The organism is Streptomyces litchfieldiae, assembly GCF_031845365.1.
GTDB lineage: Bacteria > Actinomycetota > Actinomycetes > Streptomycetales > Streptomycetaceae > Streptomyces > Streptomyces litchfieldiae.
On sequence record NZ_JAVREL010000001.1, the window covers coordinates 521,077 to 536,508 of the forward strand.

The following is a 15,432-nucleotide window of genomic DNA, read 5'->3' on the forward strand; positions in this document are numbered from 1 at the left end:
GGCGCCCGAAATCCGGTCACCTCATTCGCCACTGCCGCAGCGGGAGGATAAAAGCACGTGAGCGGATGTCCGGGCCAGCGCGGCGGCCACCTCGGCGAGCCCCGGGAACACCTCGCGTGACCGACGTGCGGGCATCTCTTGCCAAGTACGCCAACTTTTTCGCGTAATCAGGCAATGGGCATGCCTGATAGGCCATCCGTACGGAATCTTAAACGGGCATAACAACACCCATCAGGTCCATGTCGGCCATGTCAGGAATCGCGGAGAGATTCGCTCCGCTTGCGCGCCGGACGTGAAGATTTCCGGAAGGGAGTTTGTCCGCGCCCCACCGCCTCCACGAGACGCCCCGCCGCGCCCCCCACCGGGCGTGCGGCGGAGGCGCGGCGGGGCGCGGGCGGGAGGCGCGACGGGCGCGCGGCGAGGGAGCGTTCAGCCCAGCGGGGGCACCCGTTCGTCCGCCGGGACCGGCCCCGGAGCCGTGCCCGCGCCGAAGGGCGCGCCGCCCAGTTCGGCACGGTGATGCTCGGTCAGCCATCCCCGGGGATCGGGGCCGGCGGCGATGACCCGCGTCGGGTTGATGGCCGTGTGGACGTAGTAGTAGTGCGTGCGGATGTGGTCGAAGTGCGTGGTGTCGCCGAAGCCGGGCGTCTGGAAGAGGTCGCGGGCATAGGCCCACAGCGCCGGGTATTCGGTCAGCTTCCTGATGTTGCACTTGAAATGGCCGTGGTAGACCGAGTCGAACCGGACCAGGGTCGGGAAGAGCCTGATGTCGGCCTCGGTGATGGTGTCGCCGACGAGGTAGCGGCGGGTGGCGAGGCGCTCCTCCAGGGCGTCGAGGCGGGCGAAGAGGGCGGTCACGGCGGCGTCGTAACGCGCCTGGTCCGGGGCGAAACCGGCCCGGTAGACGCCGTTGTTGACGTCGCGGTAGATGTCCTCGCACAGGGCGTCGATCTCGTCGCGCAGCGCCGCCGGATACAGCTCCGGCGCGCCCTCCCGGGCCGGCCCGCCCCACTCGGTGGCCAGGTCCAGGGTGAGCCGGCCGAAGTCGTTGGTCGCCAGATGGCCGGTCGTCACGTCCACCAGCGCGGGCACGCTGACCCCGCCCGTGTAGTCGGGGTCCCGCGCCAGATAGGCCTCGCGCAGGGCGTGAATGCCGAGCACCGGATCCTTGCCGCCGGGGCTGCCCGTCTCTGAGGTGAACACCCAGTGCGCGTCGTCCGCGATGATCTCTTGAACCGGGTCGGTGACGGCCAGCGAGATGGCCCCCTCCAGGCCCATCAGCCGGCGCGTGATCACCACGCGGTGGGCCCAGGGACAGGCGCGGTTGATGACCAGGCGGTAGCGGCCGGGCTCGGCCGCGCGGCCGAAGCGGCCGTCCGTGGTGATCCGGTCGGTGAACGCCGCGGGCTTCCGCTTCAGTTCCTCGGTGGGGGTCTCGAACACCTTCATGCCGGGCTCCTTGGTGGGCGGTCCTGAACGTGGCAGGTGGTCCTGAACGCGCGACGAGAGGGATGTGCGCCTGCTCCGCGCCTGCCACTGTTCCACGGGGCCGGGGTGCCGACCACCCGGCCGCGCCGCGGGTAACTCCCCCTGGCGCACGCGCGGTTGACAGGTACCTGATGTTCGGCTTCGGTGCTTTTGAACGCGGAATCACAGCGGAATCAAACAAGGGCCGACATCGTGGACCGACGCGTCGGGCCGACCGGCGGCGCGCCGGCGGAGCCCCGGAAGAGGATCGCGGCGCGGGCCCGGCGAATCCAGAGGAGACGCGACATGGCAACACGTTGGTTCCGGAACGCCGTCGTCGCGGCGCTGGCCGCCGCCGCGCTGGCCGTCCCCCACGCGGCCCACGCCGCCCCGGCCGCCGCCCCGGCCCCGCCGGCGCGGGTGGCACCGGCGGCCACCATCACCTGGACGCTGGAACGGGCGAGCAACCCGACCCAGGACCAGCTCGCCGCCTACCAGCTCATCACCACGGCCATGAACGCCGCGGTGGCCCGCTACAACCAGCTCAGCGACCTGGGCAAGACCATCACCGTGCGCTACGACCCGAGCGTGCCCACCGCGGACGGCCACATCAACGGGACCATCCGCTTCGGCGCCAATCGCGCCTATATGACCGAACGCACCGCCCTGCACGAGATAGCCCACACCATCGGCGTGGGCCAGAGCTCGGGCTGGGCCTCCCTGTCCAGCGGCGGCACCTGGCGCGGCGCGCAGGCCACGGCGCTGGTGCGGCAGTACGACGGCCCGAACGCGAGGATCTCCACCGGCGGCGGGCACTTCTGGCCCTACGGCCTCAACTACGAGAACGAGTTCTCGCAGACGGCCGCCGACCGCCACGTCCACATCGTGGCCGCCATGGTGCGGGACGGCATGTAGCCCCGCCCCGGCGGACGCCGCCCTGTAAGAGGGGCCCTACGCCGCCCGGTGCAGCTCCGCCGGGTGGACCCGGTGGAGCGGCGGGCGGCCGGAAGTGAGGCGTTCAAGCTCCTCGACGGCGGTCAGCCCGAGGCGGCGCAGCTCGTTGCCGTGCGAGCCGGCGATGTGCGGCGTCAGCAGCACATTGGGCAGGTCGTAGAGCGGGGAGTCGCCCGGCAGCGGCTCCGGGTCGGTGACGTCGAGGATCGCCTCCAGGCGGCCGGAGACCAGCTCGGCGGTGAGCGCCCGGGTGTCGACCAGGCTGCCGCGCGAGGTGTTGATCAGGACCGCGCCGTCCCGCATGAGGGCCAGGGCGGCCGCGTCGATCAGATGCGTGGTCTCGGGCGTCGCGGGAGCGTGCACGCTGACGATGTCGCTGCCGGCCAGCAGCTCGGGCAGCCCGGCCGGCCGCACGCCCAGCGCGCGGGCCTCGGCCTCGGTCACATACGGGTCGTACAGGGCGACATCGAGGTCGAACGGCCGCAGCAGCTCCATCAGCCGGCGGCCGATGCGGGAGGCGCCGATGATGCCCACGGTGCGGCCGAAGTTCCCGACGTTCTGCTGGACTTCGCCCAGCGTGAAGCCGCGCCGGGCGCGGAACGCGTCGCGCAGCGCGAACACGCCCTTGCCCGCCAGCAGCACCATGCCCAGGGTGTACTCGGCCACGGGCAGCGCGTTGGCGGCGGCGGCCGAGGACACGACCGGCACCCGCTGCCAGCCCTCCGGCGGCAGCAGGTGCTTGACCGAGCCGCCGGTGTGCAGCACCGCGCGGAGGCGGGGTGCGGCGTCCAGGACCTCCAGCGACAGATGCGGGCAGCCCCAGCCCGTGATCAGCACCTCGACCGTGGACAGCAGTGACCGGACGTGATCACTGCTGAAGTTGGAAACGACCAGTTCCGGGTCGATGTCGGCCACCGCGGTGAGCCGTTCCCGCAGATCCGGCGGGAACAGCAGCGGCAGGTGCTGGGCCTCCATCGCGAACAGGGCCGAGGGACGACGCTCAAGCATGGTGGAAAGCCCTTCGGGGTAAACGTTATCTCTCATGGCGGGCGAAAGTGCCGGGGCGGCGGGGCGGCGGATCAGTCGCCGGTCGCCCAGTCGAACCAGTCGAAGTCGGCGGGGGTGCGGGTGCCGCTCAGGTCCTGGGCGCACAGGCCGATGAATGCGCCGGTGAAGCGCAGCCGGCTGCCGTAGTCGTCGGAGAGCCGGGTGGCGTCCAGGTCGGGCCCGATCTGCCGCCACGCGCCCTCGGCGGGGGCCGCCTCCATGACCAGAACGGAGCCGTTCAAGCGGGCGCGCAGGTGGAGTTGGGGCCAGTCGCCGCAGGGCAGGACGGTGTCGGCCGGCTCGCTGTAGGCGCCGTCGTCGTTGATGACCAGGCCGATGACCCGGCCGAGCCGTTCATGGTGGGTGACGCGCAGGTAGTAGTAGGTGGAGGTGTCGTACCAGGCGATCAGCCCGGCCGACTGGGAGAAGCGATCGGGGCCGAACTCCAGCCGGGTGGCGGCGGTCACCCGCCGGTGGGTGACGCGGCGGGCCAGGAGGCTCTGGTCGAACAGGGAGTGCTGGCTCTGCCGCCCGTACAGCCGCAGGAAGCCCGGGCGTTCATGGAGGGTGGCCCAGGTGGCCTCGGCCGGGACGCGCAGCGAGCTCCATTCCACCGACAGCGCCGGGGAGTCGAAGTCGTCGCGGGCGGGCTCGGCGGGCCAGGGGTGGGCGGGCAGTCCGGCGGGGGCGGGCACGGTCACGGCGGCGGTGGTGGTGCCGTCGGCCAGCCGCAGCCAGCCGTCCGGCGTCCAGGTCACGGGCTGGAGGCAGGTCTCGCGGCCGAGGACGCAGCGCGGCTCGCCGTCGGGGCTCTTCTCGGGGCGCGAGGCGAGGTGGGCCAGGTACCACTGGCCGTCGGGGGTGGCGACGAGCTCGCCGTGGCCGGCTTTCTGGAGCGGCAGGCCCGGGTCGTGCCGGGAGGTGAGCACGTCCGGCTCCGGGTCGAACTCGTACGGGCCGGTCAGACGGCGCGAACGGGCCATGGAAATGCCGTGGTTCCAGCCGGTGCCGCCCTCGGCGAGCATCAGGTGGTACCAGCCGTCGCGGCGGTAGAGGTTGGGGCCCTCGATCAGCGTCTCCTTGCGGGCGATCGTGGTGACCGGCCCGGTCATCCGGCCGGCCGCCGCGTCGTACTCCTGGAGCACGATGCCGCCGAACGACGGGTGGTCGGGGCGGTGGTCCCACTCCACGTTCACCACCCAGTGGCGGCCGTCCTCGTCGTGGAACATCGAGGCGTCGAACCCGGAGGAGTTGAGGAACACCGGCTCCGACCAAGGACCGGCGATGTCCTCGGCGGTGACCAGGTAGTTGTCGACGTCCTTGAAGGCCGTGCCGACGTGCCGGACGATGCTGTAGACCAGCCAGAACCGCCCCGCGTGGTGTGACAGGGACGGCGCCCACACCCCCGCGGAGTCCGCCACCCCCCGCAGGTCCAGCAGCCGCGTCTCGGTCAGCGCGGCCCCGATCGGCCGCCAGTTCACCAGGTCCCGGGAGTGGTGCAGCCCCACGCCGGGGAACCACTCGAAGGTGCTCGTCGCCAGGTAGTAGTCCGCCCCGACCCGAAGGATCGAGGGGTCCGGGCGGAACCCGGGCAGCACCGGGTTGCTGATCATCGAGCCATGGGCTGGCATCCGGGCCTCCGCAGAAGTAGGGCGCCCCGTGAAAGTAATCGTTTACTAGATGGCTGGTCAAGAAGGACGCCGGGGACCGGCCCCGGCCGGAGCGGAGGGTGGAACGGCGGAGGGAACGCGCGGAGGGAAAACGTCTCCTACCGAGGTGTGCCGCCGGCCCGCTGGAACGCGCGGCCGCGCGCCACGCGCGCCGGGGCGGCGTTAAAGAGCCGTATGGAATTCCGGCCCGGCCGGGCCCGCCGTCGTCCGTTCCCCTACCCGTCATCGGCCATGCTCCCGCCGGTAGTTGGGCTGACCGGGCCCGGTCCGGACCCGTGCGCGAGCCCCCGCGCGCCCCTCGCGATCCGACTGTGCCACCGCTGCGCGAGGGGTCCGGGTCGGTCATACTCGCTCCTCGTTGCCTGCCGCTGAGAACGTGACGACGGGAGGTGCGGGCCCTATGTCCGACACCCAGACGCGAGCCCCGGACCAGGAGTCCCGGGCGGAGCGGTCGTCTCCCGGTCGCCGCCGCGCCTGGCTGCTGGAGGGCCTGAGCGAACGCGCGGCGCGCCATCCGGGCCCACACGGCACGCGGCCGGCCGAGCACCGCGGCCACCGGTGGTGGCGGGTGATGTGCCTGACCGGCGTCGACTACTTCTCCACCCTGGGCTACCAGCCGGGCATCGCCGCCCTGGCCGCCGGCCTGCTCTCGCCGCTGGCCACGCTGGTGCTGATCGCGCTGACGCTGCTGGGGGCGCTGCCGGTCTACCGCCGGGTGGCGCGGGAGAGTCCGCACGGCGAGGGCTCGATAGCGATGCTGGAACGGCTGCTGCCGTGGTGGGCCGGAAAGCTGTTCGTTCTGGTGCTGCTGGGCTTCGCGGCCACCGACTTCATGATCACGATCACGCTGTCCGCCGCCGACGCCTCCGCGCACGCCGTGGAGAACCCGCTGGCGCCGCACTGGATGCACGACGGCAACGTGTGGATCACGCTGGTCCTGATCAGCGCGCTGGGCGCGGTGTTCCTCAAGGGCTTCCGGGAGGCGATCGGCGTCGCGGTCGTCCTGGTCACCAGCTACCTCGCGCTCAACCTGGTCGTCCTGTTCACCGCCGCCTGGCACGTGGCCGCCGACCCGGTCGTCGTGGACAACTGGTGGCAGGCGGCGACGGCCGAGCACTCCTCGCCGTGGATCATGATCGGCGTCGCGCTGCTCGTCTTTCCCCGCCTGGCGCTGGGCATGTCCGGCTTCGAGACCGGCGTCGCGGTCATGCCCCAGGTGCGCGGCGACGCCACCGACACCGAGGAACGCCCCGCCGGGCGCATCCGCGACACCCGCAAGCTGCTCACCGCCGCCGCGCTGATCATGAGCGGCTTCCTGCTGATCTCCAGCCTCGCCACCACGCTCCTCATCCCGGAGAAGGAGTTCGAGAGCGGCGGCGAGGCGAACGGCCGCGCGCTGGCCTTCCTGGCCCACGACTACCTGGGCGAGGCGTTCGGCACGGTCTACGACGTGTCGACCATCGCCATCCTGTGGTTCGCCGGGGCGTCCGCGCTGGCCGGCCTGCTGAACCTCGTGCCGCGCTATCTGCCCCGGTACGGCATGGCGCCGGAGTGGACGCGCGCCGTGCGGCCCCTGGTGCTGCTGTTCGTGGCGATCGCCTTCACCATCACCATCCTCTTCGAGGCCGATGTCGACGCGCAGGGCGGCGCGTACGCCACCGGCGTGCTCGTCCTGATGGTCTCCGCCTCCTTCGCCGCGACGATCGCCGCCCGCCACCGCCGGCAGCGGGCGGCGGCGATCGGGTTCGGCGTCATCACCGCGGTCTTCGCCTACACCCTGGTCGTCAACGTCATCGAACGCCCCGACGGTCTGCGCATCGCCTCGCTGTTCATCCTCGCCATCCTGCTGACCTCCTTCGGCTCCCGGGTCCACCGCGCCTTCGAACTCCGCGCCGGCGCGGTCACGCTGGACGCCACGGCCACCCGCATGATCGACGAGGCCGCCGCGAGCGGCCCGTTGCGGATCATCGCCAACGAGCCGGACGAGCGCGACGAGAACGAGTACCGGGAGAAGGAGTACAGCCAGCGCGAGGAGACCCATATCCCGGGCGGCGGCCCCCTGCTCTTCCTGGAGGTGACGGTGCGCGACTCCTCCGACTTCACCGCCGATGTCACCGTCCAGGGCGAGGACCGCCACGGCTATCGCGTGCTGCGCGTCGACGGACCCGTCGTGGCCAACACCATCGCCGCCGTGCTGCTGCACCTGCGCGACCGCACCGGGGCCGTTCCGCACGCCTACTTCAACTGGACCGAGGGGCACCCCCTGGGCCACCTGCTGCGTTTCCTGATCTTCGGCGACGGCGAAGTCGCGCCCGTCGCCCGCGAAGTGCTGCGCCGCGCGGAGCACGACCCCGGCCGCCGGCCGCGGATACATGTGGGTTGAACGCTCCCCTTCCGGACCGCTTGTGACCTGCGTCATACACGGTCACGCCCGGCCCGGTCCGCGACGTCTCGTGGTCGTCAGCGGATACGGAAAGGAGAGCACGGTGAACAGGATCCTGATTCTCGGCGCGGGGTACACCGGCCTGAGCGCCGCGGTGAACCTGGCGGCGCGCACCAAGCGCCGCGGCGATGTGCGGATCACCGTCGTCAACGCGAGCGAACGGTTCACCGAGCGCCTGCGGCTGCACCAGATCGCCTCCGGGCAGCGGCTGGCCGAGCTGAGCATCGCGAGGCTGCTGGCCGGCACCGGCGTGGAGTTCGAGCGCGGCTGGGTCACCGGCATCGACGCCGCGGCCCGCACCGTCCGGGTGGACGACGAACGGACGCTGCCGTACGACACGCTCGTCTACGCGCTGGGCGCGGTGACCGACACCGGCGCCGTGCCCGGCGTCGAGGAGCACGCCTACACCTTGACCGACGCGCACGGCGCCGAGCTGCTGGCGAAGCGGCTGGCCGAGCTGGGCGCCGGCACGGTCGCGGTGTGCGGCAACGGGCTGACCGGCATCGAGGCGGCGACCGAAATCGCCGAGCAGCACCCGGAGTTGGACGTGGTGCTGCTGGGCCGGCAGGAACCGGGCGCGGCGATGGGGCCGAAGGCCCGCGCGTATCTGCACACCGCGCTGGCGCGGATGGGGGTGCGGGTGCGCAACGGCGCCGAGATCGCCAAGGTGCTGCCCGGCTCCGTGGAGTGCGCGGACGGCGAGAGCGTCACGGCCGATGCGGTGCTGTGGACCAGCGGGGTCCGCGTGTCGCCGCTGGCGGCGGCAGCGACATCAACACCCTGATGCAATTGCTCGCCCCCGACGTCACGCTGTGGACCGACGGCGGCGGCAAGGTGCGCCAGGCGATGCGCCCCCTCACCGGCGCGGAGCGGGTGGCCGCCTGGTTCATGGGCGTCGCCGCCCGCCCCTACGAGGGCACCGCTCCGGCCGACATGACCGTGGAACTCGTCGAACTCAACGGCGCCCCGGGCCTGGTGTTCTCTGGCGACGAGCGCGTGATCTCGACGCTCACGCTCGACCTCGACGAAACGGGCCGCGTCGCCGCCATCCACAACGTCGCCAACCCCGACAAGCTCCGCGCCGTGGCCGCCCGGACGGTCCACCCCCTCGCCCCCGGTCCGGACGACAGTGCCTCCTAGCCGACCGCGCAAGCGGCCAATCAGCCTCTGACCAGGCAGAAGGGATGCCCAGCCGGATCGGTGAAGACCCGCCACCTGTCCTGGCCCGGCTGGTGATCCGGCTTACCCGCGCCCAGTTCCAGCAGCCGGGCCTCGGCCTCGTCCAGGTCTTCGACCGCGAAGTCGAGGTGGAACTACTGGGGAACAGTTTGGTCAGGCCAGCGCGGAGCCTGATAGTCCTCGACCCGCTGAAAGCCGATGAAGAGCCCGTCCTCACGGGTGAGCCCGGCAAAGTCGGCGTCTGGTTTCGGGTGGGGTTCGAGGCCGGTGGCCTGCTGGTAGAACGCCGCCAGAGCCAGCGGATCAGGGCAGTCGAGCCTTATCGCGGTCAACTTCATCCGCAGGGACATGGCACCTCCGGGCCGATCGGTGGACCTTCGCGATGCACACTAGAGGCCGCCGCCTGCTTGCCGACCCACAGGTCTTGGACGACGGCCACGGCCCACGTCGAGGATCCAAAGCACGCCCTAGGTGCGGAAACCGCGTTCGGAGCCACGGGCGTTGGTCAGGACCGCGTCGCCCTGCCGGTCGACCATGCGGGTCACACCCTCCTGGAAAATGCCGAAGGCGATGGCCCATGCGACGATTTGGGAACCGCTGTCGAGCTGAGTGAGGCCGGGAATGAATTCGCCATTGATGAGAAGCACTCCGAAGAGCGCTGAGAGCGCGCCCACCGGAAGCCGCAGCAGCACCAGCATCATGGGGACCGAATAGGGCGTCGCGGTGCCTTGAATGGAGCGGAGCGAGACGGCGCCGGCCAGGGCCGCCGCGCCGAGGCCGACGAATTCGACGAGCGCCACATCGCTGCCGCTTGGCGCCGATTTGACGGGGCATCTGTCGGCGGCGCACAGATTCGGCGGCAGCGCGGTCGGGCTGACGTAGGCCCACACCAGCAGCAGCACCGCGATCACGCTGGTCACCAGGACCGAGGCCGCCAGAATGTTGCGGAAACTGCGCACCCGGGCCGTTTCCGTCTCCTCGGCATCATGTGCGGCGAGCAGCGTGGTGACGGCCAAGTCCCGTAGCGTCGGATGGAGTTCGTTCTTGGTGCTGGCCAGCCGCGCCTCCAGTATCTGGAGCCGGGGATCCGCGGCGCCCAGATGCTGGCGGGCCTGCGCGAGAACGACGGCGCCGCGCCAGCGCAGATCCTCCTCGGGGGTGAGATGGAGGAGCTGGACCTCGGCCCGGTGAATGTTCGCGAAGGCGCGGTCGGTGGTGTAGCCGGCCATCCGCGCCCACATTCCACTGCGCCGGCTCACCGCGTCCCGGGCGGCGCGCAAATGCGATCTGGTCTTTTCGGCGATCGCGATGTCGGGCTCCGCGAGGCCGATCTTCTCAATTCTGTTGAGCTGGGACTGAAGCTCGGCGATTTTCGCGGCGGCGCGCTGTGACCAGGCCGAGTGTTTCCAGCCGGCGACATCGTGGTCGTCGTCCCGGGGCGGACCGGAATCCCGTGCGGAGCGACGCATAATGCCTCCCTGAAAGCGCTCCCTCACCTTGAGTGAACGCCAGCGGCACAGGGCCCGCAAGCCGGGCCCGGCGCCGCTCGACTACCGTGAGCACATGCCGTTCCCCTTGGTCGCCCCAGACGCCAGTTCGAATGCGCGTGATCTGCTCGATCTCCTGTACCGGGTGAGCGGCCGGGCGACCCTGACCGGTCAGCACAACCAGCCGATTCATGGCTCGGCCTGGACCGAACGGCTGACCGCGATGACCGGTTCCGTTCCGGCGGTGTGGGGCCAGGAGATCGGGTTCTCCGCGCCCGGCACCCTGGACGGGATCGACCGCCGCGAGCCGAACGCCGCCGAGGCGATCTCCTGGCACTGGCGCGGCGCGGTCGTCACCTACACCTGGCACGCGGTCTGCCCGGCGGACGACGAGCCGGTCGACTTCGAGGGCGGCATCATCCGCGACCTGCCGCCGGCCGACTTCGACGCGGTGCTCGACCCCGGCTCCCCGCTGCACACCCGCTGGTGCGCCCAGGTGGACCGGGCCGCCGCCGTGCTCAGCCGGTTGCAGGAGGCCGGTGTGCCCGTGCTGTGGCGGCCGTATCACGAGATGAACGGCGGCTGGTTCTGGTGGGGCGGGCAGCCGGAGCGGCTGGTCGCGCTGTGGCGGCAGTTGTTCCGGCGGCTGGTCCACCACCACCGGCTGCGCAACCTGGTCTGGGTGTGGAGCCCCAACGCGGCGTACGACAGCGCGCGGCCGTTCGCCCCCTACTACCCCGGGCACGACGTGGTGGACGTGCTGGCGATGGACACCTACGGCGGACACTACGAGCCGGAGCACTACCAGGCCCTGCTCGACCTCGCCGAGGGCCGGCCGCTGGGCCTGGGCGAGGTGGGCGACCTGCCGTCGGCGGAGGTGCTGGCCGACCAGCCCCGCTGGTCGTGGTTCATGGCCTGGCCCGATGTGGTCACCGACCGGAACGACGGCGACGCGATCCGGGCGCTGTACCGGAATCCGCGCGTTGTGGGTCTGGACGGACTGCCCCACTGGCGCCGCGCCACGGGCTGAACGGGCCGACTCAACTCCGTCGTCGAGGGGCCGAGTTGCCGCGCCCCTGCGGGGAAAAGTTTGTTCCTGGGTATTTACATCGATGTAAATCTGCGGCAGCTTGCACCTGACCGCATCGATGGGAGGTCGCCCATGCCCAGAACACCCGCCCGTCGCCGGGCCCGAGCCCTACTGGTATGCGTCTGCGCGCTGTTGGCGGCGTTGGGGACCACCCTGCTCGGCGCGTCCGCCGCCGCCGACGACGCCGCCCCGGCCCCCACGCCTTCCGAGCCGCCCGCCGCCGCCCGGGCGGCGGCCACCGGCACCCCGCTGCGGGACGACACCGGCCTCTACCCGCGCGCCATCCGCCTGGCGCACAACGGCGCCGCCAACGGCCGCGTTCTCGCCAGCGTCGTGACGTTCCAGGGCGGCAACGGTCTGGGCGCCATTCATGAAAGCACCGACGACGGCGCGACGTTCCGCCAGGTCGGCACGGTCGCCGATCCCGAATCAGCCGCCGGCCAGGGTCTGTGCTGCGCCACCCTGTACGAACTCCCTAGCCCCATCGGCGACTTGTCGGCCGGAACGCTGCTGTGGGCCTCCTCCGCCGGTCAGGACGAGGCGAACCGGCGCATGGCGCTGCGCATTTGGCGCAGCAATGACGTGGGGCGCACCTGGTCCTACCTCTCCTCCTGCGCCACCGCGACGGGAACGGGCGGACTGTGGGAGCCCGAGTTCTCCATCGCCGCGGACGGCGCGCTGGTGTGCCACTACGCCGACGAGACCGACCCGGGACACAGCCAGAAGCTCGTCGCCGCCCGCAGCTATGACGGCGTGCACTGGAGCGGCCACCACGACACGGTGGCGAGCACCTGGTCCGAGGACCGGCCCGGCATGCCGGTGGTGCGCCAACTGCCCAACGGCACCTACTTCATGAGCTTCGAGATCTGCAATCCGGGCGGCCAGTACCAGTGCGTGGTGCACTTCCGCACCTCGACCGACGGCTGGAACTGGGGCGATCCCGCGCACCTGGGGTACCGGCCGGAGACGGTCGACGGCAGGTACTTCCGCGCCACACCCACCATCGCCTGGGCCCCCTCGCCGGAGAGCGGCGGCAACGGCCGGATCCTGCTGATCGGGCAGATGCTGCTCAACCGGGACGGCACCCCGGCCGCGGACAACGGCCGCACGATCCTGGTCAACACCGAGAACGGCACCGGCCCCTGGTACGACATCGAGGCGCCGGTCGCGGTGGACAATCCCGTCCCCAACTACTGCCCCAACTACAGCTCCCCGCTGCTTCCTTCCGCCGACGGCCGGCGGGTGCTCCAGATCGCCACCGCCTAGGACGGCGACATCTGCAAGCCCTACTACGCCACCGGCCCGATCGGCGGCAGCGGCGACGCCGCGGGCGTGGTGAGCAGCGCGGTCTACCGGCTGGTCAACGCCAACAGCGGCCACTGCCTCGATGTCGCGGGCGATTCCCGGGAGCGCGGCGGCAACATCCAGCAGTGGACGTGCAACGGCCTGGGCCCGCAGGACTTCACGGTCCACGCCCACGGCGGCGGGCACTTCACGCTGACCGGCCGCAACAGCGGGCACTGCGTGGACGTGGCGGACGGCTCGGCCCAGCCGGGCGCGAACGTCCGGCAGTGGGGGTGCAACGGGCTGGCCGCACAGGACTGGCGCGTCGAGAGCGTCGGCCGGGGCCACTACCGGCTGGTCGTGCGGTCCAGCGGCCAGTGCCTGGACGTGGCGCAGGGCTCGCGGGAGCCGGGGGGCAACGTTCAGCAGTGGACCTGCAACGGCCTCCAGCCGCAGATCTGGCGGCTGGAGCGGCGGTGAACGGGCGCCCTTCCCGGGATCCAGGTAGGCTTCATCTATGTAGAAACAATCTACCTAGATGAAGCCTACCGCCGGAGGCCCCGTATGCCCGTTCCCTTCGTCGGCCGCGCCGCCGAGCTGAGCTTGCTGGGCAAGCGGCTCGACCGGGTCGGCGCCACCGGCGCGGGCACCGCCGTCGCCATCCGGGGGCGCCGGCAGGTCGGCAAGTCCCGGCTGGTCCAGGAGTTCTGCGACCGGGCGGGGGTGCCCTACGTCTTCTTCTCGGCGACCAAGGGCGTCTCTCCCGTCGAGGCGATGACAGCGTTCCTGGACGAACTGCGGGACTCGACGCTGCCCGCCGACCGTGAGCTGATTCCCTCGGGGACCCCCGGCGGGTGGGCGGATGTCTTCCGGATGCTCACCGCCGCGCTGCCCACCCGACCCTGCGTGGTCGTGCTCGATGAGCTGCCCTGGCTCGCCGAGCAGTACCCCGCCTTCGACGGAACGCTCCAGACGGCGTGGGACCGGCTGCTGTCCCCGCGTCCCGTGCTGCTGCTTCTGCTCGGCAGCGATCTGCACATGATGGAGCGACTCACGGCCTACGACCGTCCCTTCCACGGCCGTGCCGACAGCCTGGTGCTCGGCCCGCTCAACCCGGCCGAGACGGGCGACGCGCTCGGCCTGTCCGCGGCCGACGCCATCGACGCGCACCTGGTCTCCGGCGGCCTGCCGGGCATCATCCGCGCCTGGCCGCACGGCACCCCCGCGCTGGACTTCGTCGAGGCCGAGTGCGCGGATCCGGCCTCTCCCCTGTTCGGTGTCCCGGAGTCGGCACTGTTGGCCGAGTTCCCCGCCCCCGACCAGGCCCGGCGCGTCCTGGAGGCGGTCGGCAGCGGTGACCGCACCCACGCCAACATCGCCGCCACCGCGGGCAGCCGCGGCCGCGAGCTGCCCTCCGGAGTGCTCTCGCCCCTCCTGCGCCGCCTGACGGAGGAAAAACGCGTCCTCGTCGCCGACAGCCCGCTGGCCACCAAGCCGGGGCGGCCGGCGCTCTACCGCGTGGCGGACAGCAACCTCCGCCTGTACCTGGCTGCCCTGCGCGGCGCACAGGAGCAGGCCCGGCGCGGTCGCCCGGAGGCCGCCTTCCGGCTGGTGCGGCGCCGCTGGGCGACGTGGCGCGGCCGGGCCGTGGAGCCGCTGGTGCGCGAGTCGCTGGAGATCGCGGCCGTGGCGGGCGCGCTGCCGTGGCCCGAGGTGGAGACGGTCGGCGGCTGGTGGAACCGCCGGTTCAGCCCGGAGATCGACCTCGTCGGCGCGGACCGTTCCCCGGTGGCGCGCCAACTGTTCTTCGTCGGCTCGGTCAAGTGGCTGGCATCCCCGTTCGACCACCACGACCTCGCGGCGCTGCGGCGGGACGCGATCGCGGTACCGGGCTTCGTCCCCGGCTCGACGGGCCTGGCCGTCGCGACGCTCTCCGGAACGGACGACCGGGTGGCCGACGCCGATCTCGATCTGGTCTGGGGTTCCGGGGAGATCATCGGCGCCTGGCGGGCCTGATCCGGCCCCGCGGGCGGTGATCGTCATCATGGGGGGATGAACGTGCGGGAAAGCGGCAGGATCAAGTGGGGCCGGGCGGCGGCGGCGCTGCGGGCGCGGCCGTTGATGGATCGTGAATTGCCGGCCTTCGAGACCGGCGCGGCTCCGGAGCGGCCGGGCGAGCTGTTCGTCGACTGGCTCGAGCGGGCCGGGCAGGCCGACGTCCTCGACGCCGGGGCGGTGGTCCTGTCCACGGTCGACACGGACGGCGTGCCGGACGCCCGGGTCGTCGCGCTGCGGGACGTCGAACTCGGCGGCGGTGGCTGGGTCTTCGCGACCGACGCGGAGAGCCCCAAGGGAACGCACCTGGGTGAGCGCCCGGTGGCCGCGATGACGTTCTACTGGCCGGCGCAGGGGCGGCAGGTGCGGGTCCGGGGCGCGGTGGAGCCGGCGCCCGCGTCGGTCTCGGCGGCCGAATTCCTGGCCCGCTCCCCCGCGTCGCGCGTCGCGTCGTTGGTGGGGCGGCAGAGTGAACGGCTCGATTCCTGGGCGGAGTACGACGAGGCGGCCCGCGCGGCGGAGGAGCAACTGGCGGCGAACGCGGACGCCGTGCCGCCGGGCCACACCGTGTACGTGCTGTGGGCCGACGAGGTGGAGTTCTGGCAGGGCGCCCGGGACCGGCGGCACGTGCGGCTGCGCTACACCCGGGCGCTGGGCCCCGACGAGACCTGGACGCGTTCACTGCTGTGGCCTTGAATGGCGGACTCGGACTGAGCCGCGTGCGTTAACGTTTGAATCTGTTGCTTAACGGTGGAG

12 protein-coding genes and 2 pseudogenes are annotated in these 15,432 nt (G+C 71.8%); 9 read left to right on the top strand and 5 right to left on the bottom strand.

The window, feature by feature from the left end; all coding sequences use genetic code 11:
• Positions 1-429 precede the first annotated feature (429 nt).
• Positions 430-1,449 (bottom strand): glutathione S-transferase family protein, encoded by a 1,020-nt coding sequence (locus RM590_RS02430; protein WP_311702635.1) that lies wholly within the window; start codon positions 1,447-1,449, stop codon positions 430-432.
• A 324-nt stretch (positions 1,450-1,773) separates the two neighbouring features.
• Between RM590_RS02430 and RM590_RS02435 the strand changes: the two genes are divergently transcribed.
• On the top strand, positions 1,774-2,382 hold the full coding sequence (locus RM590_RS02435; RefSeq protein WP_311702637.1) for a hypothetical protein: 609 nt from the start codon (positions 1,774-1,776) through the stop codon (positions 2,380-2,382).
• 36 nt (positions 2,383-2,418) lie between these two features.
• Here the strand turns inward: RM590_RS02435 and RM590_RS02440 are convergent, their stop codons facing one another.
• Both RM590_RS02440 and RM590_RS02445 read right to left on the bottom strand, forming a co-directional pair.
• Positions 2,419-3,429 (bottom strand): hydroxyacid dehydrogenase, encoded by a 1,011-nt coding sequence (locus RM590_RS02440; RefSeq protein WP_311702638.1) that lies wholly within the window; start codon positions 3,427-3,429, stop codon positions 2,419-2,421.
• 71 nt (positions 3,430-3,500) lie between these two features.
• A complete protein-coding gene (locus RM590_RS02445; protein WP_311702639.1) occupies positions 3,501-5,099 on the bottom strand; it encodes a glycoside hydrolase family 43 protein in 1,599 nt (532 codons plus the stop codon).
• 439 nt (positions 5,100-5,538) lie between these two features.
• Between RM590_RS02445 and RM590_RS02450 the strand changes: the two genes are divergently transcribed.
• The 3 genes and pseudogenes from RM590_RS02450 (at position 5,539) to RM590_RS02460 (ending at position 8,721) form a co-directional block, all read left to right on the top strand.
• Positions 5,539-7,521 (top strand): APC family permease, encoded by a 1,983-nt coding sequence (locus RM590_RS02450; protein WP_311702640.1) that lies wholly within the window; start codon positions 5,539-5,541, stop codon positions 7,519-7,521.
• Positions 7,522-7,633: 112 nt separating this feature from the next.
• Positions 7,634-8,350, top strand: a pseudogene (locus RM590_RS02455) (NAD(P)/FAD-dependent oxidoreductase); the annotation flags it as partial.
• A 14-nt stretch (positions 8,351-8,364) separates the two neighbouring features.
• A complete protein-coding gene (locus tag RM590_RS02460) occupies positions 8,365-8,721 on the top strand; it encodes a sigma-70 family RNA polymerase sigma factor family protein (protein WP_394813762.1) in 357 nt (118 codons plus the stop codon).
• Positions 8,722-8,741: 20 nt separating this feature from the next.
• Here RM590_RS02460 and RM590_RS02465 read toward each other — a convergent pair.
• Both RM590_RS02465 and RM590_RS02470 read right to left on the bottom strand, forming a co-directional pair.
• Positions 8,742-9,110 (bottom strand): annotated as a pseudogene (locus RM590_RS02465) (VOC family protein).
• 117 nt (positions 9,111-9,227) lie between these two features.
• Positions 9,228-10,229, bottom strand: coding sequence for a hypothetical protein (locus RM590_RS02470; protein WP_311702641.1), 1,002 nt, complete (start codon positions 10,227-10,229; stop codon positions 9,228-9,230).
• Between the two features lie 94 nt (positions 10,230-10,323).
• On the opposite strand from RM590_RS02470, the gene RM590_RS02475 reads away from it, so the two are divergent.
• The 5 genes from RM590_RS02475 to RM590_RS02495 all read left to right on the top strand — a co-directional run bounded on the left by RM590_RS02475 (position 10,324) and on the right by RM590_RS02495 (position 15,372).
• Positions 10,324-11,277, top strand: a complete 954-nt coding sequence (locus RM590_RS02475) for a glycosyl hydrolase (RefSeq protein ID WP_311702642.1) — start codon at positions 10,324-10,326, stop codon at positions 11,275-11,277.
• A 132-nt stretch (positions 11,278-11,409) separates the two neighbouring features.
• Complete coding sequence (locus tag RM590_RS02480) at positions 11,410-12,603, top strand: sialidase family protein (protein ID WP_311702643.1); 1,194 nt, start codon at positions 11,410-11,412, stop codon at positions 12,601-12,603.
• 66 nt (positions 12,604-12,669) lie between these two features.
• Entirely contained in the window at positions 12,670-13,101 is a 432-nt protein-coding gene (locus tag RM590_RS02485) for an RICIN domain-containing protein (protein ID WP_311702644.1), read from the top strand.
• Between the two features lie 84 nt (positions 13,102-13,185).
• Positions 13,186-14,637, top strand: coding sequence for an AAA family ATPase (locus RM590_RS02490; RefSeq protein WP_311702645.1), 1,452 nt, complete (start codon positions 13,186-13,188; stop codon positions 14,635-14,637).
• 36 nt (positions 14,638-14,673) lie between these two features.
• Complete coding sequence (locus RM590_RS02495; protein WP_311702646.1) at positions 14,674-15,372, top strand: pyridoxine/pyridoxamine 5'-phosphate oxidase; 699 nt, start codon at positions 14,674-14,676, stop codon at positions 15,370-15,372.
• Positions 15,373-15,432 lie beyond the last annotated feature (60 nt).